Source organism: uncultured Shimia sp. (assembly GCF_947493595.1).
In the GTDB taxonomy this organism is placed as follows: Bacteria; Pseudomonadota; Alphaproteobacteria; order Rhodobacterales; family Rhodobacteraceae; genus Shimia.
This window is the reverse complement of the sequence record NZ_CANLRL010000003.1, coordinates 1-16,972: the sequence shown is the minus strand read 5'-3', so window position 1 is coordinate 16,972 and position 16,972 is coordinate 1. Positions and strand designations below refer to the sequence as shown.

At 56.2% G+C, this 16,972-nt stretch carries 18 protein-coding genes; 15 read left to right on the top strand and 3 right to left on the bottom strand.

Features of this window, described 5'->3' with window-relative positions; translation table 11 throughout:
• The first annotated feature begins 153 nt into the window (after positions 1 to 153).
• The 7 genes from Q0955_RS08945 (at position 154) to Q0955_RS08915 (ending at position 6,378) form a co-directional block, all read left to right on the top strand.
• The gene (locus Q0955_RS08945) at positions 154 to 801 is read left to right on the top strand and encodes a hypothetical protein (protein WP_299423300.1); all 648 of its coding nucleotides are present in this window, start codon (positions 154 to 156) and stop codon (positions 799 to 801) included.
• Between the two features lie 19 nt (positions 802 to 820).
• A complete protein-coding gene (locus Q0955_RS08940; protein ID WP_299423298.1) occupies positions 821 to 2,245 on the top strand; it encodes a hypothetical protein in 1,425 nt (474 codons plus the stop codon).
• Positions 2,232 to 3,200, top strand: coding sequence for a metallophosphoesterase (locus tag Q0955_RS08935; protein WP_299423295.1), 969 nt, complete (start codon positions 2,232 to 2,234; stop codon positions 3,198 to 3,200). Before Q0955_RS08940 ends, Q0955_RS08935 begins: the two co-directional genes overlap by 14 nt.
• 26 nt (positions 3,201 to 3,226) lie before the next feature.
• On the top strand, positions 3,227 to 3,991 hold the full coding sequence (locus Q0955_RS08930) for a hypothetical protein (RefSeq protein ID WP_299423293.1): 765 nt from the start codon (positions 3,227 to 3,229) through the stop codon (positions 3,989 to 3,991).
• Positions 3,942 to 4,853 (top strand): SdiA-regulated domain-containing protein, encoded by a 912-nt coding sequence (locus tag Q0955_RS08925; RefSeq protein ID WP_299424351.1) that lies wholly within the window; start codon positions 3,942 to 3,944, stop codon positions 4,851 to 4,853. The genes Q0955_RS08930 and Q0955_RS08925 overlap by 50 nt, the downstream gene beginning before the upstream one ends.
• 289 nt (positions 4,854 to 5,142) lie before the next feature.
• Positions 5,143 to 5,469 carry a hypothetical protein gene (locus tag Q0955_RS08920; RefSeq protein WP_299423290.1) on the top strand — a complete coding sequence of 109 codons (327 nt, stop codon included), beginning with the start codon at positions 5,143 to 5,145 and terminating at the stop codon, positions 5,467 to 5,469.
• 150 nt (positions 5,470 to 5,619) lie between these two features.
• Positions 5,620 to 6,378: a hypothetical protein gene (locus Q0955_RS08915; RefSeq protein ID WP_299423288.1), complete on the top strand. Its 759-nt coding sequence runs from the start codon at positions 5,620 to 5,622 to the stop codon at positions 6,376 to 6,378.
• 45 nt (positions 6,379 to 6,423) lie between these two features.
• On the opposite strand, the gene Q0955_RS08910 is transcribed toward Q0955_RS08915, so the two are convergent.
• A complete protein-coding gene (locus Q0955_RS08910; RefSeq protein ID WP_299423284.1) occupies positions 6,424 to 6,714 on the bottom strand; it encodes a hypothetical protein in 291 nt (96 codons plus the stop codon).
• Between the two features lie 63 nt (positions 6,715 to 6,777).
• Between Q0955_RS08910 and Q0955_RS08905 the strand changes: the two genes are divergently transcribed.
• Complete coding sequence (locus Q0955_RS08905) at positions 6,778 to 6,960, top strand: hypothetical protein (RefSeq protein WP_299423281.1); 183 nt, start codon at positions 6,778 to 6,780, stop codon at positions 6,958 to 6,960.
• Positions 6,961 to 7,794: 834 nt separating this feature from the next.
• On the opposite strand, the gene Q0955_RS08900 is transcribed toward Q0955_RS08905, so the two are convergent.
• Together Q0955_RS08900 and Q0955_RS08895 are read right to left on the bottom strand one after the other, a co-directional pair.
• Positions 7,795 to 8,214: a hypothetical protein gene (locus Q0955_RS08900; protein ID WP_299423278.1), complete on the bottom strand. Its 420-nt coding sequence runs from the start codon at positions 8,212 to 8,214 to the stop codon at positions 7,795 to 7,797.
• Between the two features lie 41 nt (positions 8,215 to 8,255).
• Entirely contained in the window at positions 8,256 to 8,720 is a 465-nt protein-coding gene (locus tag Q0955_RS08895; RefSeq protein WP_299423276.1) for a hypothetical protein, read from the bottom strand.
• A 194-nt stretch (positions 8,721 to 8,914) separates the two neighbouring features.
• Here Q0955_RS08895 and Q0955_RS08890 point away from each other — a divergent pair, with 194 nt between their 5' ends.
• The 7 genes from Q0955_RS08890 to Q0955_RS08860 form a co-directional block, all read left to right on the top strand.
• Positions 8,915 to 9,430, top strand: a complete 516-nt coding sequence (locus Q0955_RS08890; protein WP_299423273.1) for a DUF805 domain-containing protein — start codon at positions 8,915 to 8,917, stop codon at positions 9,428 to 9,430.
• 72 nt (positions 9,431 to 9,502) lie between these two features.
• The gene (locus Q0955_RS08885) at positions 9,503 to 10,273 is read left to right on the top strand and encodes a hypothetical protein (RefSeq protein WP_299423271.1); all 771 of its coding nucleotides are present in this window, start codon (positions 9,503 to 9,505) and stop codon (positions 10,271 to 10,273) included.
• Positions 10,264 to 10,776, top strand: a complete 513-nt coding sequence (locus Q0955_RS08880) for a hypothetical protein (protein WP_299423268.1) — start codon at positions 10,264 to 10,266, stop codon at positions 10,774 to 10,776. Before Q0955_RS08885 ends, Q0955_RS08880 begins: the two co-directional genes overlap by 10 nt.
• A 205-nt stretch (positions 10,777 to 10,981) precedes the next feature.
• A complete protein-coding gene (locus Q0955_RS08875; RefSeq protein WP_299423267.1) occupies positions 10,982 to 12,511 on the top strand; it encodes a hypothetical protein in 1,530 nt (509 codons plus the stop codon).
• On the top strand, positions 12,511 to 14,448 hold the full coding sequence (locus Q0955_RS08870; RefSeq protein WP_299423264.1) for an ATP-binding cassette domain-containing protein: 1,938 nt from the start codon (positions 12,511 to 12,513) through the stop codon (positions 14,446 to 14,448). Before Q0955_RS08875 ends, Q0955_RS08870 begins: the two co-directional genes overlap by 1 nt.
• Positions 14,441 to 15,742, top strand: coding sequence for an HlyD family type I secretion periplasmic adaptor subunit (locus tag Q0955_RS08865; RefSeq protein ID WP_299423262.1), 1,302 nt, complete (start codon positions 14,441 to 14,443; stop codon positions 15,740 to 15,742). The genes Q0955_RS08870 and Q0955_RS08865 overlap by 8 nt, the downstream gene beginning before the upstream one ends.
• On the top strand, positions 15,739 to 16,972 hold a 1,234-nt coding region (locus tag Q0955_RS08860), incomplete at its 3' end, for a VCBS domain-containing protein (RefSeq protein ID WP_299423259.1). The genes Q0955_RS08865 and Q0955_RS08860, both read left to right, overlap by 4 nt.

The window sequence follows — 16,972 nt, the reverse complement described above, 5'->3', positions numbered from 1 at the left end:
TTTCGAGTTGAGTGACTTTACGTGACATCTGTGGCACCCGGAGTCCACGTGCAAATAGATCTTCCAAGAAACCGGATTTCTGTGTTTCAGAGACGCCGTGTTCTGGGCTATTGTCATCCCAAGAACATGATTTTCAGAAGGAGGGATACTCTAATGAAAAGCCTCGTTGTTTGGGCTCTGGCCTGCGCGTTTGCGGCTCCTACCATCGTTTTCGCCGACGTCTCCTCTCGCGACGGCGGGCCATCGGCGTCCGAAATGCTAGCGCGCACGAATTCTGGTGCTCCCGAGGGAGCAGCGTTCTTCCGCCCCGTACTGGATGGTGTTCTGTATCGTGGTGGTTTCTCTGGAGGTGACAAAGCGCGCACTGGATTGTCGTCTTCTCAACGCCAGTCGCTTTGTTCCGAAGGCTTCTCCCGCGGCTTCTATGCCGATTTTGGGAAAAACACCGACTATGGCTCGACCTCCTGCGGTTCCGGCAGCTTTGATTATCAGTCTGCGCGATCTTCGCGTCCGGCGACTGTGATGGAGGCTGTATATGACGTCATAAAGGGTAATGACGGCCCCGTTTATGTGCATTGCATGTGGGGTGTGCACTCTTCAGGCGCGCTGTCGGCGATGGCGCTGGTTCAATTCTGCGGCTGGTCGGAAGATCGCGCCAAGGACTATTGGAATGAAGCGCGAAATGGAGCGCCCTGCTCGGGTGGCTGCGATGCCTGGATAGACGGCAAGTTCGAGCGCTTCACCGTCAATCCGGCGCTTCAGATCACGGATGCCGAACGCGCCGCGATCTGCCCAAAGTAACGGAAGGACCATCTGCACAATGATCCGAACCACGATTTGCTTTTTTGCTTTTCTTTCCGCCACTCCTGGATTTGCAACCGATGCGGTCCGCGGCGACACAACCACCTTCTCGAGCCCCAACGGCGTAGAGGAGCGCTGCGTAAGGATCGCGCAGATCCCTGGCGGTTCATATTCCAAACGCGATCTCGAAGACGAAGCCGCCTTCTGTGCTGTCGACCTTTACGCCGACGCGGTCGCACTTTGCCCCAAGACCTGGAGCACGAGCCCCGGCATGATGGTATATGACATCTCGACCGGGTCCTATGCGAACGGCCGCGTCGCGTTTGAGCGCAACGCGTGCAAGGAGGGCAAGTCGGCCAAGGATCTCGCCGAGGGCCAGCATGCCAAGTTCAAGGTGACAATGAACGCCGAAGGCACTAGCGGAACATACTCCGCTTCGCCGCTGCTCTATTATCATTTCTCTCGGTATTTCGACATGGATGTGAAAGTTCCCGTCGCAGTCTGGCGCTCGATGGACGTGGCGATGCACACATCAGAGGTCGCGCGCCCGGGCCTTTCCATGTCCGGGTCCGCGCGGATGAACCATGCCGGGTGGAAGCACCTGGTCGATGCCGAAACGAACCCCGCGTCCTATAGCCCAACAGATGACATCTTCACCGCTGATCGCACGCAGATCTATGGTATTATGACATTGAGCCCGGGACATAGGTATGGATCTGAGATCAACGGCACGCGCAAATCAGGTTGGGGCAAGGGCCAGAACCGGGACTTCCAGGAAACTCCGGCCTTTTTGGCTTTGCGCGAGGATGCGCCGCTGATCGATGCAATTGACACTGGCCTCGCCAAAGGTCGTCGGGACGGCCAGATCAACCGCGACCTCGGGCCGGACGTGCCTCGCGAGCAGATGGCCTACTGGATGCGCGAGATCTCTGAGATTGTCCTCCTCGACTTTATCTTCAGTCAGCAGGACCGGGTTGGGAATATCGACTTCACGCCTTACTACTATTGGATCGAGGACGGTGATCTGGAGCACAAAAGGGCCAAGCACCATGAAGCTGGAGATGGCGACGTGCCTGCAGGCGCAATGCTTCTGAGACGCACCAACCTCAATGACAATGATGCCGGTGGGCGTGTTGCATACGCAAACTTTGCAAAAAGCACCGAGATGCTCGAAAAACTCCATCATTTTGACGGCGCAGTATACGAGCGTCTGGTAGCGCTCGACCGTGATCTACAATCGCAGGGGCCGATCTATCAGTGGCTTTCGACAAGCCTTGGGCTCAAGGAAAGAGAGGTCGCTCAGGTCGTCAACAACACAGCGCTCGCGGCAGGCATCCTTCAGGACAGTTGCCGAGCAGGGCAATTGAGGTTCGATCTGAACCCCAAAGAGTTCTTCCTCACCGGCGACGTTGTGCCTGACGAGATCACTTGTGATCCGGCGTAGCCTCGCCCTTGGCCTGATTTTGTGGGTGCTGGCTGGTGTTCAGGCGGCTGCCGAGGCCGTTCGGATCGTGGTGATCTCGGACCTGAATGGCAGCTACGGCTCGACTGACTATTCTGCAAACGTCCACCGCGCAGTTTCTGCCATTATTGCGCTTTCTCCTGATCTCGTCGTCTCGACCGGTGACATGGTCGCCGGTCAGCGACAGCCCCTGCTATCTGAAACCGAAGTACGGGCGATGTGGGCTGCGTTTCACGCTGCTGTCACCGATCCGCTTACGGCGGCGGGCATTCCGATGGCTGTAACCCCGGGAAACCACGACGCGTCAGGTTACAAGGGTTTCGAACAAGAACGGCGCTTGTACGCTGAGCAATGGAAGGACAGGCGCCCCGAGGTGAGTTTCGTGGAGGATGACAATTATCCTTTCTTCTATGCCTTCGATATTGGGCCAGCCCGCCTTGTGTCGCTAGACGCGACCACGATCGGTCGTCTGGACTCCGCCCAGATGGTCGCCCTCGCGACTGTTTTCGAAGACGCAGGGCCGGCGCGGATCGTTTTTAGCCATATGCCGCTATGGCCCTTCACCGAAGGCCGCGAAACCCACATTATTGGCGACCCTGATCTGGAAACTCTGCTTGAGCAGATCGACGTCGGCCTTCACCTCTCGGGACATCATCACGCCTTCTACCCGGGTCACCTTGATCGGTTGTCAGTGATTGCTCAGGCTGAACTGGGCGGCGGATCTCGGCGCTTGATCGGAGCCGAGCGTCCGGGGCCCAAAACCATCACGCTCCTCGATATCGAGGCAGACGGCACAATTCGGGTGTCGGCCTTGCAGGCCCCCGACTTCCGGACCCCTGTTGATGTGCGTACGCTGCCGGAAAGCCTGAACACACCCGAGCGCGTAATCTATCGGATTGATACCGTTCCATCCGGTGCGGTAGAAATGGTCAAGTAGAAACAACGACGAAACGAAATCAACGGATGTTCCAGCCCCTCGCCACTGTGCTTCTGATCGCGCTCGTAGGATGCAGTCTGCCAGATTTGACCTTGGCCCAGTCGCCTGAGGGGACGCTTACGTTACCCACGAGCATTACAGTGCGGGATGCTGGGTGGTCGCAGATCGCGAACACGGAGGAGTTGCTTGAATTCTTCCTTTCAGTGATCGAGACACTTTTGCTTGCCGTTGCCTTCGCCTTCCATCCACGTGGCAACGCGCTTCGGCAAGATACACAAGGCTGGAGTGTGCAAGTGAGCATATTCCTTTTCGGACTGATCGGGATGTTCGTGGGGTTCCTCGTCATCCACCACGGTTACCTGATTGGTTTTGTCATTTTCGGCCTTGGCAGTCTCTTCCGGTTCCGCATGGCGTCAAACTCATTGGTCGATGGCGCAATCCTGATCATTGTGACCCTCGTCGGTTTGGCGGTTGGACTGAATCTGCCGGTTATGGCACTCGTCGCGACAGTTGCTGGTTGGGCAACGCTGTGGTTCGTTACCGCGAGAAAAACGTCCGTTGTGGAGGTGAAGTTCGACGACGATGATGCACTCCGAGCTGCTATCGAACCGCTAAAGGCGGCTTTTGAGGCCAAGAGTTTCCGGATCGTTTCGATGCGAAAGAACGACTTCAAGCCCACAATCGAATTCGTTCTTTCTCATAGCGATTCTGAAGCCGTAAGCCGTGTGCCTGGCGTGCTTGATGATCTGGGCCAGGCGGGTCATCGCGCCAAAGGCTGGCATGTTTCCTAAAGTTGCTGCGCTCGCTTTACTTTGTGCACCGATCGGGTTTTCGACAGCAGTTAGCGCGCTTGAACTGAAATACGTTTCGCATATTCCACTCTATTTTCCTGAGATCGGACTGTCTGAACCTTCGGGGCTGGCCACTGATCCGGACGGGACCGGATTCTGGATTGTTTCCGATAGCACGCACACTGCATTCAGGCTTGACGCTAACGGCGATATTGCTGCCTACACCGGCCGTGATGATCGACTGCGCGACCTCGAAGGGGTGGCACATGATGTCGCTCAGCGCCGCCTTCTGATGGTGTCTGAGCGCACCGGAAGTATCGTCACGGTCTCGCTCGTGCCACCCCATCGTGCCGAAGTTGTCGACGTCACGGCACTACCGAGCCCCACAGACCTTACCGATGCGTTAGAAGACCGACAGAATGGATTGGAAGGCATTGCCATCGATCCCGAAACTGGAACGGTTCTTGTTCTGAAGGAACGGAGCCCCAGACTGCTTGTCGTGATTGCGCCATCACTGGACCGGGTTGTTTCAGTGCGCTCTCTCGATGAAATCTTGCCAGGTGGTGAGGACGTGTCGGGGTTGGCGGTTGATCCAAAAAGAAGGGGGCTCTGGATCGTCAGCGATGTTGGAAGATCCGTGCATTTTCTGCCAGATGACGGCGACGTAGCAACGTTTGATCTTTACTGGATAGACGGCGAAAAGAGGCGCAGGTTGAAAAACACCGAAGGTGTGGCCTTGTCGCCGGACGGTGAGTCTTTGTTTGTTGTCACAGATGATGAGCAGGACTCGATGCTTGTCCAATATGCGACTGGGCGAGTGGCAACATCATGCCCACACGAAATGCCCGCTGAGTGTCAATGAGCAGCGCGTCTTTGAAACGGCATTCCGTCACAGCTCCTCTCATCAGCCAGGGAACTGGCCAACCTCAAACTCAAAACCTGTCAGAGGAGCAGCTCAGATGCAGCCTAATGGTGGTTGTCGACACCATGAGCTCAACAATATCCTGCACATGTCCGACCTTCAAAGAAGCGATGTGCAAGCCCATTCGGTTTAAAACACCCGCTCCCAACTCAAACAAGTTTTTGCTTGGTTGTTCTGTGGGGTCGGCATTACGCTCTGCGGGAAGTGGAACACAAGCGAAAGGACTTTCGTGATTCTGATCATAAAGCGTTTTCTGACAGCACTTCCGGTTTCACTGCTGCTCAGTACCGGCAGCTATGCTGCGTGTGAGCGCATTGACCAGCCAAGCAGTCATCCTGCTCTGGAACAGGCCAAAGCACATCTTTCAATTGGGCAAATAGAAGCTGCTGTAGCGCAACTCGACATGCCTGATAGTGTGAGGCCTCAGCTGATTCAGGAGTTTTCAAAGGCGTTGTCAGCCGGAGTAGTCGAATGCATTATCGCACGCAGGGTCCGACAGGCAGAACGCTTTATGGGAGAGTTGATTGTCTTCGTTACGGAAAACGGTTTCCTTTAGGTCTCAATCGAGGGTGTCGTCAACGAAGGGTCTTTCAGATTTGCAAACCTGTTCTGGACTACTGATTTCAGCGAGGTGCAAAGCGTATTCTATTAGACTTCGAGTCTAAGCAGTTTTGTTTGCGCACGCTTGCAAAGGGGAAGCATGAATATGAAGAGTTCAATTGCCGCAACTTGTCGGCTTGCATTCACCAGTATCTTTTTTTCTTGCATCATGATGCCTGCGGCCGCGCAGGCAGTTGGAGATATTGCGGATGGACCACCCGGTAGTATCGCTGAATTGACAGAGGAGCATTTCTTGGTCGACGGCACGGTCGGAAGCGTCAAACTGCTACAGTTTTCTGACGGTACTAGGACACTCTATTTCGTGCCTATGATCCATCAGGCAGAGCCCGAGTTCTACACTGCTATTGCCGGGGTGGTTCAGAATTTGAAGTCCGGCGGAGCAGACCTGTTTTATGAGTTTGTCGATTTTGAAGCCGCTAGCCATGAAGACCAATTGCGCATTCGGGCGATGCTTGGTTTCCTGCCGACCCCAGCGTTTTATGCGGAGAATGTCGCAGAAGGACTCGTGGCGCAGGACAATGAGATGTTCCTGGGGTTTCCCGGTGGTCGAGACGTGAACGCGGACCTAACCCCTGCTGAGTTAGCCGACGCTTATGAGAGCTCGATGGGAAAGCTGGAAATTTCCGATGAAAATCGATTAACGCCGATAAGCGAGTTTGTAATGCCGACAGGGGATATCGCCAAGACACCGATGGTGATCATTGACTTGCGAAACGAGCATCTCGCAGAGATGATCGAGGCTGCCCCGAGTGACGTTGTGGTGTTATTCGGAGCAGCGCACGGACCCGGTACTTTAGAAGAACTGGCTGCGCGTAACCCGAGTTGGAAGCGGATCATAAGGTGAGACGGCGCATGCTTGCGCGTCGCCACCAGCAATCGCTGAACTCGTTTAGCCTTCACCCAGATAAAATACTTCTCCGACGTTACCGGCAAAGTCTGCTTCGCAAACCCACGGCTGCTCGGCTCCGGGTACTGCTACCAGAAAGCTGTAACCGTCTTCGAGAACTGTCACATCGGAAATGCTTGACCCACCCGCGCCTATGGTCGAGTTGACGCTATTCACACAGTTTGCCCGCGCGACAGCTTCGTTACCGCCGGAAACCGGTTCAGACACCTCTAAACAGGCAGTCAAAGACAGAATGCCAAGGCTTGGCAGCAGAAAAGATGTTTGCAAACGCATTTTTGCCTCCGGTATTTGTTTCCTCAAAGGCCAGTCTCGTCCCGATAAGGAGTGCAAGTCAAGATGCAGTATGATTTTCTCCATGCGATAATCTCGGGGGCTTTGTTGTTCGCAACATATTGGGCGATGGAGTTGTCCGGCGTCCTCGAGGGTAAAACAAAGGGTCGCAAGCGTCTGTTATTGGCGATTGCTTTTGCTTTTGTCATACTGATTTTCAACCTGGTCTGGCCGGGTCAAGGGGCCTGATCGGCATTGATGCGACCCTTCTGGTTGGGTCCCGTAAAATCCCCCCATGAACAACGTATTACCAGCGTTGTTTGTAAGCGGGGCATAGCGAGCACGGGTCACCGGTCTTCGAAAAGTGCACCCGAGTTGGGACATTTTATGAACAGATTGGCTGGTCTGACAGATCGAAAGCGCTGCGGGGATTCCGTTTCTGCCGCTTTGAATTGATGTCGCCCTTCATTCAAGTTCGAGGCCAGAGGGCCCCGCAAACCTAGCGGCAAGTTGGGCCGCCGTTACGCATGCCATCAACGAACCAGCGACTTCCCCGCGGCACCGCGATCAGTGTGTAGAGGCATCGTTGCGTGTAAGGAACATGGGTTGTCGTAGTGGCGTTGGCCGTGGTCGACCCAGCCACATCGCTTTCCACATTCGTAGTGGTATTAGATACAACCGGGCGGGTGCCCGTGTATTCAACAATCCACTGATACGCGTGTCGGACATCGGACAATTGTTCAACATTGGCAGGCGGGCCCTGATCAAGCACGACCGATTGAACGTCTTAGCCTGCGTATCCTTGTCAGACCGGGTCGGCACAACCGGCAAGCAGTGTGGCGACAACTGCAAGCAACGCGGTGGTTAATTTGTTCATGCGAGACCTTTCATTCTAGGGCCATCGTCCGGCGAAGGCGCTCTGGCGCGTTATTCCTCTGGATAAAATTTTCCGATATTCGTCTTTCCGATGACCCATTATTCTTTCGTATGGATCTCCAGCAAGCAATGGGCGACTCAAATAGCACCCTGCAAAGATCAGAGTTGCTACGGATATAACCGCCGGTCGGAAAACATTCATTTTCGTCAGTTGCTTTCTGGCACCCAGGCGCAATAGGTATAAATCTGATATATCGAAGTTCCGTCATCAAGGCTGCTGAGTGCCATCATGCGGTTTTCGCTCAAAGGGGTCAGCACCTGACGATACTCGTATGAGGACCCATCGTAGGAACATGCAAGATCCACGATTTGCAACGCCGTACCGCGCAAGGGCTGAACCTGGGTGTAGTCGCAGTCTCCGTCGTCAGACTTGCGACCCTCGTTATCATAAATGACATACCCTGCTCGTAGGTCACCGTACTCCTCGGAAATCCTTGCTCCATCTTCGCACGTCAATCCTTGCGGCACATAGAGACCGGAAAAATGCACACCGTCGGCAAGAACAGCGGCAGGCGCAAAAAATACAAGCAGGATAAGTCGCGCCAACACTCGATGTCTCCAGTCCATGATGTATGCTTCAATGTTACAGGTCACTGGTTGTCAGTTTCCTAATTGCGGCCCGCGTTCAAGTCCTTGAGAACCTTCTCGGCCAAACCTGCGGGCATGGCCAGCGAGATCTGAGTCCCGGTGACGGCTTCGCGAACTTCGACAGAGTTTACGAGTTGGCCGCCTACCACAATGTCGAGGGGCTTTCCGATCGCGTTCTCAGTATAAGCAGCCAAGGCTGCGGCGACGTCCTTGTTCAGGCCCAAATTCAGCAGCGCGTCACCGTCGGCTACGACTTCAACATCGGCGGTAGCAACGTATTCGGGCATAATCAGAATGGGTCCAAGACGAAGTGGGGTGGAACCGGCAACAAGCACACAGATCTGATGCCCGCCCGGCTCTCGGCCGCCGCCTATATCAAGACAGGCATCCGAATAGATCATATCGCGGTAGGTGGAGCCGGCCCAAAAGGATAGGAGGGCAACAGCGCCTACCAAGGTCATGCTGGCGAGTTTTCTAATGGCCATTGGTACATTCCCACTCATTCGGCTGCGGAATCGAGGTCATCATCTACACAATGCTTAAGTCTGCCTTAACGAATTCAAGCTTACCTAAAGAGAAGAGAATTCACAGAAAAAATTGACGCACCTACTGGATCTGTTCAATAGTTACCGCATAAGTAGAAATATATAGTTACCGCATGGGTAGAAGGAAATAAGGCATGGGCTTAATTGAGTCATCTCGCGTTTGCTTGAAGAAGTACTTTGTTTTCTCTGGCCGGGCTTCACGCCCAGAGTACTGGTGGTTCGTTTTGTTTGTCGTCATTGTCAGTGTGCTTCTCTCTGTTGTCGACGCTACGGTGTTCGGTGCCAACCTCGAAACCGGTGACCGTTCGGGACCGCTCAATTCGATTTTCCAACTTATGGTGTTGGTTCCCTTACTAGCGGCTGGATGGCGTCGCCTACATGATAGCGGGCGTCCGGGGTGGTACTTGTTGCTTCCAGCAGCTTTATCACTGGCAACAACTTTCATGTTGCTTGGCGGTGTCGCAGTTTTCTCAGTGCTTGAGACCGGTGTCGAAGATCCTGATACGCTGCGTAGGCCCGCGGAGTTTCTTGGCGGCATAGGGCTGATGGTCGTGGTTGTACTACAGGTGGTACTGGCAATCATGATGATTTGGTGGCTCACACGACCGTCTGAGGAAGGTACCAACGCCTATGGCCCACCGCCGGCGTGAACCGAAGCCGATCGTATGCAGATATTGCGGACAGCTTTCAGACGTTCAACAGACACAAAGGGAGCATGTAACATGAAAACTTGGACATTGGCGGGGGTTGCTGCGGCATGCATTTGTGCTGCGCCTGCTTTGGCGGATTGGTCATTCGTAGGTTCGCCGTCGCCCAACGCTTTTATTCAAAGTAACAACTCAACCCTCGAACTTCAGTGTGACCGCATTCGATTTGCGCCCGCAGGCTATGAAGACAGCCAGGACATTGCCTCAAAGCAAGGAGTGTCCATTCGGTTTCTCGCAAACGGAACAACTGAAGTTGGTGCGTTCCAAGTCGGGCGAGACAATGCGTCGGTAAATATTGTCGACAACTACCCGATCGAGATCGTTTTTCGAAACAGCAGCGACTATGACTTCGTACTCGACCAAATTGCTGCAAACGCCGCCGTGGACCTATCAATGATCGACCAGGATGTCACATATGGGATATTCGACTTGAAGGGGTCGGCCGCGGCGGTCCGGTCACTGAAAGCGGCCTGCGGGCGCAGCGCAGAGGCATCTTCACAGCCAGAAGCGCCGGAGGGCATCGTGTATTGCGGTGGCGGCGGGGTGAAGCGACAGATCGAGTACGCTCTTCTTGAGTCATCAAGCAGTGATTGGAACGCGTTTGTCACTGTAAATGGCCAGACTACCCGAGCAATAACTGCGTACAGCTACTTTGGCAATGCGCAACCTCCGAAGGGATTTGTCGTGGCTCTGCTCGCTGAAGATCGCTCGGAGTTTCTGGTGTTCCAAGATGGCGGCCAGAACTGGATCGAGTACGGGGACTACAGGTACGACCAATGCAACTAAACGTTTCTATCCGGGGGCTGATTGCGCCCCTTCTTCTGGCCGCACCATTTCTGGTTTTTGTGATGGGGGCAGCGCCTGCTCATTCGCAAGACATCTCGACGCTGCCTGTGCAACTCCAATCCAAAGTTGAGAATGCGCAGGCAGCTTGCGCGGCAATTGATGATGGAGAGTTCGCGCTGGACTGGGGCGCACTTGACCGGGTCGACCTTGATGGCGATTTATATGCAGATTGGGTCTTGAACGAGTATGGCTTTGCCTGTTCGTCCGCTGCGTCGCTCTATTGTGGAACCGGCGGTTGTATGTCGCACTTCCTCGTGGAGGGTTCGATCCAATCCCTATTGAACAAGGGATGGTCGCTGGAGGTACTTGGTCCGTTCAAAGTGCTCCTAGCGCAAGTGCATGGCTCGCAGTGTGGTGGCATAAACCCAACCCCGTGTGTAACGGCCAGCGTTTGGGACAAAGAAGAGGGACGCTGGCGAACAAGCTTAGCACAATGGGAATAGACGCAGTACGTGAATTCTTTGCCTTCCTCATATGTAGATCTTCATCGGAGGAAACAGCCAAAGTGCATTTCGTTGGAGCTCCGCTCCTTCTGCTGTTCTCGACAAACCCGGCCAAATGAAAACAAACCAACAATAAAAAACGTGAGTTTTTGAATGGAGTTCGGCAACGTAAACTAAGACTTTCGAGGTTTGAGGAATCAGTAGTATGGGTATTGATGAGGCGTTACAAAGCAGTCGACCCAATCATGCTCCGGGTCGGAAGATGAGCGCGCGCGTTTTTGTGGGCCTTCTGTCCATGGGAATCAACGTGCTGGCGTTGGCGCTTCCGCTGGCTCTACTTCAAGTCTACGACCGAATTTTGCCAAATCAGTCGGCCGGGTCGGCTATTGTCATTTTCTCGGCGGTTGTCGTGGCCTTGTTGTTTTCGGGACTGCTCCGATACGTAAGGTCCGGCATATTTGCACGCTGGTCTGCGCTGGAAGAACACAGGCTGTGGTCTCGATCAGCCCGAGAACTGCTTCATGGACATTATAGCCGAGAGAAAGCCCTTCTACTCGCCTCCGCGCCTGCAAAGGCACGCGATGTGAATGTCGGTCAAACGATGCTCGCGCGATTTGATGCGCCTTTCTCCATCGTTTTCATCGCTCTGATTGCGTATCTTGGTGGAACCGTTGTTGTAGCGCCCTTGTTGGTTGCTGCCGTATCGATGCTCGCGTTCCTCGCGGTGGCATCGCGGAACCGATCAGCTCTGGAGGAGGAACTACTGTCGGGCGCACAGTACGAAGCCGGTGTCACTGCGCTCGCAAATACGCCCTCGAACACGACGAGCCTGGCCAGCATCGGTTCCGGATTCTCGCGTCTTGCCCACGCGCGAGCCGTCCAGTCCCAAGCAAACAAGACAACGCAGAATATCAGTAGCTTCCAACTAGATCTGTTGCAGAGTGGCGCACTCATCTCGACCGTCGGCGTTGTTTGGCTGGGTGCCGGAGAAGTGCTCGCTGGGCAGATGACAACCGGCGGCCTTGCCGCCTGCACGTTGCTGGGTTCCCGGGCGGCATCTCAGATTGTTGGAGTTGCGGCGACGGGCCTGCGTGCCCAGCCTGCGGCCGTCACGGCGGAGCGTTCAAAGGCGATCTTCGAAGTCAGCGGAGAGAGCGGAAGGCAGCCTTCGAAACGAACGAAAGAATACCTGAGTTCGACTGGCGGGGGCATTTGGATCCTCGAGGCGTGTTCGCAGCAGACTGAGACAGAGAAGTTGGAAGCCATCATCGATCATTTGCCGCATAACATGGCAAACCCGGAGAAGACCCGGATCGTGTCTGCTCGGCCGCAGCTTTTGATCGGTAGACTCATGGATAGCCTGTCCCGCCTGGACAAGGATCTTGAATCGGAAGCTCTGACCCTGGCGCGCGAGATCGGACTGGACAGCATCGTTTGCCGACTTCCCCATGGGTACGACACGGAGATTGCGTCTTCCGGCCGGCCACTGCCGGATGGTGGCACCAAACGGTCCGCAATCGTCCAGGCATTCGTTGGCAGCCCCGAGCTGGTTATTCTTGAGGCCCCGGAAGCTTCCCTGGATGTTGATGCTGTGAAGAAGTTGTCGGAGTTCCTCCTGCCCCGCGCAAATGACGTCAAAATACTTTTACAGACCACGTCGCAGGCTCTCCGCGACGGACTTGAAGATGCCAAGCGCCTCGACAATCCGAGAAATTGGATCGAGGGAGTCGAATGATGTCTGACGCCACCGGCTTTCTCCAATCTGTTCTCAAGTATCTCGACGGGCGTCACTCCGATCAGACCGTTGAAGCGGCTTTCGGTGGGTATTCTTCTTCGCTGGCCGACATGGCGCGCGCCAGCAATCTGATTGGTGTTCACGCGTCCATCAACAAGGGCCTTCCGAAATCCTGGAGCGACGGGCATGATGGAGCCCTGATTGCAAGAGACGGCACCAATTGGATTGGCGTCGCAAGACGTGATGGCGATCTCGTTTCGTTCCCGGAGGCCGGAAAAACGGGGCAGATCAATCTGCCGGCAGGGCCGCTCCTTTATCTGCGCATGCTTCCAGAAGCAGAGGCATCCAGGGTCACCTATGCCAACATATCTTCCCGCGCGCGGGGCGCATTCGTCCATGTCGCGTGGCAATCTCTGATCATCAACCTATGCGCTCTTGCTGTGCCGTTCTTCACCATGGCGGTGTATGATCGGGTGCTGGGTGGGGGCGCCGCTCATTCGCTTCCGGCCTTGTTATCGGGCGCAGTGATTGTTTTGATCACGATGCTGGCGATGCGCCGAGTGCGGTCAGGGCTTGCTTCCACGGAATACGCCTCGCTTTCGGGGCAGATTTCAACATTGCTGACCGGCAAGGCTCTTCGTTCGCCCGCATCGAACGCTGCAGGGAACTCTGGCAGTGCGATTGTCGCGAAGGTCCGGCAGGGCGAGCGCGCCGCCGACTTGTTCGCCTCGCCGAATATCGCGGCGATCTATGACGCGCCATTTATAGTGCTGACTTTTGCCGCGCTTGTGATCGTCGGCGGGGGCATGGCTATCATCCCCGCAATCTACCTCGTGCTGTTCTTTGGCTTCGGCCTTTTGATGAACGCCGGAACGGGCAGCCGGGACCCGTTTGCTGTCCGTCAATCCCAGAGACGCTCCCAGATGATCGGCGAACTAATTGATGCCAACGGCGCCATTCAACGTGCCGGACTGGGTGAGAAATGGCTTCAGCGGTTCGACTCTACCTTGCGCTCAAGTGCGCGCGACACGCACCGTTTGATGGCGAGGACCGGTTCCCAGTCTGCAATCGCGACAACGCTCGGATCCGGCACCGCGCTCGTGACTCTGGTCGTCGGGATCGATCTTGCGCTGAACGGCCATCTGTCTCCGGGAACATTGATCGGTACCATGTTGCTGACCTGGCGCATCACCGGCCCCGCGCAATCGCTGTTCCTGGCGATCCCTCGTCTCAAGGCGATCCATAGCGGCTGGACTTCCCTTGAGGCCCAACTCCGGGCACCAACGATAGGCCAGGAGTCACATCTGCAGATAGCGCTTGAACCTGAAGCACCCGCCGTGGCCGCACAGGGGCTGTTCTACCGTCATGAAGCCGGTCAGCCGCCCGCCGTTACCGGCGTTACATTTGATGTCTCCCCCGGGAGCGTCGTGGTCGTCATGGGGCTGAATGGTTCGGGCAAATCCACTTTGCTGCAGCTCATCGCAGGGCATCTGCGTCCGCAATCCGGACATCTGACGCTGAACGGGCGCCAGATGTCCCAATTTGATCCCGACGAGATCGACGCACGGTGCGCTTATGTCGGTGGCGACAAGAGCGTCTGGCTAGAGCAAAGCAAGACAAAGCCCGGCGTCGGGTTTACAGCCGAAACCAAGGTGGAACGTGCGGCGTGGACCGCGATAACGGAACATTGCAGCAGGTTCTTCGTTCTCGATGATCCGCTTGCCGCGAATGGCAAGGATGCCGTGGCCGAGATCGGGAAGTTCATCGACGAAACGCGCGGCAAAGCTACGATCTTTCTTGCAACCCACGACACGGAACTCGCGGCGCACGCCGATATCGTCATCGTTCTGGACGCCGGCAATGTCGTCTATTGCGGGCCTGTTCAGACAACAAAGCCAGAAGCAGAAGCTTCGACTGAGGAGAAGAGCGATGCATGAAAATCGCGGAGATCAACCTTTCGACCTTTACGATACGTCGACCTTCGTCTGGATGCGTCGTGCGGCGGTTGTCATTCTGCTCGGTCTGACCGCACTGGTGATCTGGATGGTCTACACGCCGGTCGACGAGATCTCTAAGGCGCGCGGGGAAATCGAACCCATCGCGCAGGTGAAGCGGGTTGAAAGCCGGCACGGAGGTCAACTGGCCGAGCTGCGGGTGGCGCGCGGTCAGATGGTGGAAGCGAACGAGATCGTGGCGCTTCTGGATCAGGCGGAGGCACAATCGGCACTCCGAGCGGCTGAAGCGCGTATTGCGGGACTGTCGCTTGAGATCGAGCGGCTTCTCGCGCTTGCAGAGGGGCGGGAACCGGATTTCTCGGCCCATGCCGAGGATTTCAGTGACCTTGTGGAACGCGAGACAGCTGCGCTTGCAGCAACGCGCGCCTTCATTCGTGCCGAACACTCCGTGATCCGGTCGCAAATCGAAGAAAAGCGTGCCGAGATTGCAGCCATCGACGAGGAACGTCCCCAACTCATTCAACAAATCGCCGTCGCCGAAGAGGAGCGCACCATTCAACAAGACTTGCTGGAACGGGGCCTAAGCGCGCGCGCGAAGCTCGCGGAACTCCGCGAGCAGGAAGCACAGTATCGCTTTGATCTTGCCCAGCTCGCCGGCCGGCGAACCATTGCCGAGGCCGAGATTGCCGAGCTACAAGCATCGCTAACACAGGTCGAACTGGATGAGTTTGCCAAGGCACGGAGCCGGATTGCAGAAGCAGATTCCCAGCGGCGTGCTTTGCAGGCCGAAGCCGCTGGCTTGCAGAGCCGTGTGGCCGAGACGGAGATTCGGTCACCCATTGCCGGTGTTATTCAGTCGATCCCCGACGACACCATAGGCGATGTCATTGATCCCGGCGGCATGGTTGTCACGATCGTTCCCGCCGACGGTGGCTTTCGTTTCAGCGGCCGCTTGTCGCCGCGCGATGTTGGCTTCGTCTCAGTAGGCCAATCCGTTCGGTTGAAAGTTGATAGCTTCGATTACAGTCGCTTCGGAGCATTGCCTGGCACGGTCGAGGGAGTTTCGCCAACAACGGCTGTCGATGAGAAAGGAACAGCATACTATGAAGTGCTGGTGCAGCTGGACCGCGACCATTTCCGCGATGTTGAGGACGGACTTACATTGATCGCCGGAATGACCGGTGAGGCCGATATCAAGACCGGTGCCAAGACCGTGTTTCAGTATGTCTGGAAACCCATCTACACCAATCTCGACTTGGCATTGACAGAGAGGTGAGGAGAGACGCGATGTCCGATCAGAACCCGAGCAAATCCCAAACCTCCCGCTCGACCGCGGATCCCAGAGACGAGTTGTCCGAAGAGGTTTTTGCTTGGGTTGTGACCGACACGAGCGACCTTCCGGATGTACAGGACGAAGGCGCCCATGCGACGCCGGATGGCGTAGAGCAAGGCGGCGGTTCCGGCAACCGGCAGTTGGTGGTCTCCGCGCCGGCCCTGGCACGACATATGGGCGCCGACCTTTCCGAGTTGCATTCCGAGCCGGGTCGTCCGGGGGCGGAGTCCGGCTCCGACTGGTTGGCCTCGTCCGGCCTGGCTCCCTTGCCCCCAACTAAAATCCAGAAATCTGGTGCTGGACATCCCGACTTCACTCATGCTTTGCCGGGCATTGGCACAGGTCAGAATGTCGGACATGCTATCATCCCCTCCGTTTCAACTGGCGGTGGCGGTAACGCTTCGGGACAGACGCCAAGCCACATCGTGACGGCTGGTCAGCCCAGTGGGCCTGCCATCGCCGGGTTGATCCCCGGTGGTAAGGAAGGCCACCCTGTGCCGGTCCTGATCTCGGTAGTGAACGGCAACAACACGCAGGGTGGCTCCACTGTGACCATCAGTGGGTTGCCCCCCGGAACGATCATGAACCAAGGGCACGCAGGTCCGGGTGGGACGTGGGTCCTTGGTCCCGGCACCGACCTTAAGAACCTGACCATGACTCCCCCGACCGACTGGTTCGGATCAGGGCACCTAACCGCAACGGTCGTTGATCCAAACGGTCACTCCGCACAGGTTCAGTTGCCTTTCAATGTGTTGCCACAACCCGACGCAGCCAGAATCTCGGGAACGGATACCGGAACGACGTCCGAGGATCGTGTTCTGACGGTGTCCGGCGCGCTGACGATCGTCGATCCGGATCCGGGCGAAGCACATTTTCAAACCACGTCTTTGACTGGAAGCTTCGGTAGTCTGCAGATCGATGCGTCGGGTCGGTGGACCTACAGGCTCGACAACGCCTCTCCCTCGGTTCAGGCGCTGGTTTCAGGGCAGAGCGAGCGCGAAACGTTCACGGTACACAGCGTCGATGGAACGAGCCACCAACTGGTCGTGAACGTAATGGGCACCGACGATCGAGCGGTCATCGCCGGAGCCTCTCAGGGCGCAGTCACGGAAGACAAGCTGGCCTCGACCGGTGGCAAGCTCGATGTGACCGACCCGGATGCGGGTCAGGCGG

Bases quoted from the DNA above. Each gene is read 5' to 3' on its own strand.
- Q0955_RS08885 (WP_299423271.1), top strand. From the start codon at position 9,503: ATGAAAACTTGGACATTGGCGGGGGTTGCTGCGGCATGCATTTGTGCT.
- Q0955_RS08945 (WP_299423300.1), top strand. From the start codon at position 154: ATGAAAAGCCTCGTTGTTTGGGCTCTGGCCTGCGCGTTTGCGGCTCCT.
- Q0955_RS08895 (WP_299423276.1), bottom strand. From the start codon at position 8,720: ATGGCCATTAGAAAACTCGCCAGCATGACCTTGGTAGGCGCTGTTGCC.
- Q0955_RS08865 (WP_299423262.1), top strand. From the start codon at position 14,441: ATGCATGAAAATCGCGGAGATCAACCTTTCGACCTTTACGATACGTCG.
- Q0955_RS08875 (WP_299423267.1), top strand. From the start codon at position 10,982: ATGGGTATTGATGAGGCGTTACAAAGCAGTCGACCCAATCATGCTCCG.
- Q0955_RS08905 (WP_299423281.1), top strand. From the start codon at position 6,778: ATGCAGTATGATTTTCTCCATGCGATAATCTCGGGGGCTTTGTTGTTC.
- Q0955_RS08870 (WP_299423264.1), top strand. From the start codon at position 12,511: ATGTCTGACGCCACCGGCTTTCTCCAATCTGTTCTCAAGTATCTCGAC.
- Q0955_RS08915 (WP_299423288.1), top strand. From the start codon at position 5,620: ATGAAGAGTTCAATTGCCGCAACTTGTCGGCTTGCATTCACCAGTATC.
- Q0955_RS08910 (WP_299423284.1), bottom strand. From the start codon at position 6,714: ATGCGTTTGCAAACATCTTTTCTGCTGCCAAGCCTTGGCATTCTGTCT.
- Q0955_RS08880 (WP_299423268.1), top strand. From the start codon at position 10,264: ATGCAACTAAACGTTTCTATCCGGGGGCTGATTGCGCCCCTTCTTCTG.
- Q0955_RS08890 (WP_299423273.1), top strand. From the start codon at position 8,915: ATGGGCTTAATTGAGTCATCTCGCGTTTGCTTGAAGAAGTACTTTGTT.
- Q0955_RS08940 (WP_299423298.1), top strand. From the start codon at position 821: ATGATCCGAACCACGATTTGCTTTTTTGCTTTTCTTTCCGCCACTCCT.
- Q0955_RS08930 (WP_299423293.1), top strand. From the start codon at position 3,227: ATGTTCCAGCCCCTCGCCACTGTGCTTCTGATCGCGCTCGTAGGATGC.
- Q0955_RS08900 (WP_299423278.1), bottom strand. From the start codon at position 8,214: ATGGACTGGAGACATCGAGTGTTGGCGCGACTTATCCTGCTTGTATTT.
- Q0955_RS08925 (WP_299424351.1), top strand. From the start codon at position 3,942: ATGATCTGGGCCAGGCGGGTCATCGCGCCAAAGGCTGGCATGTTTCCT.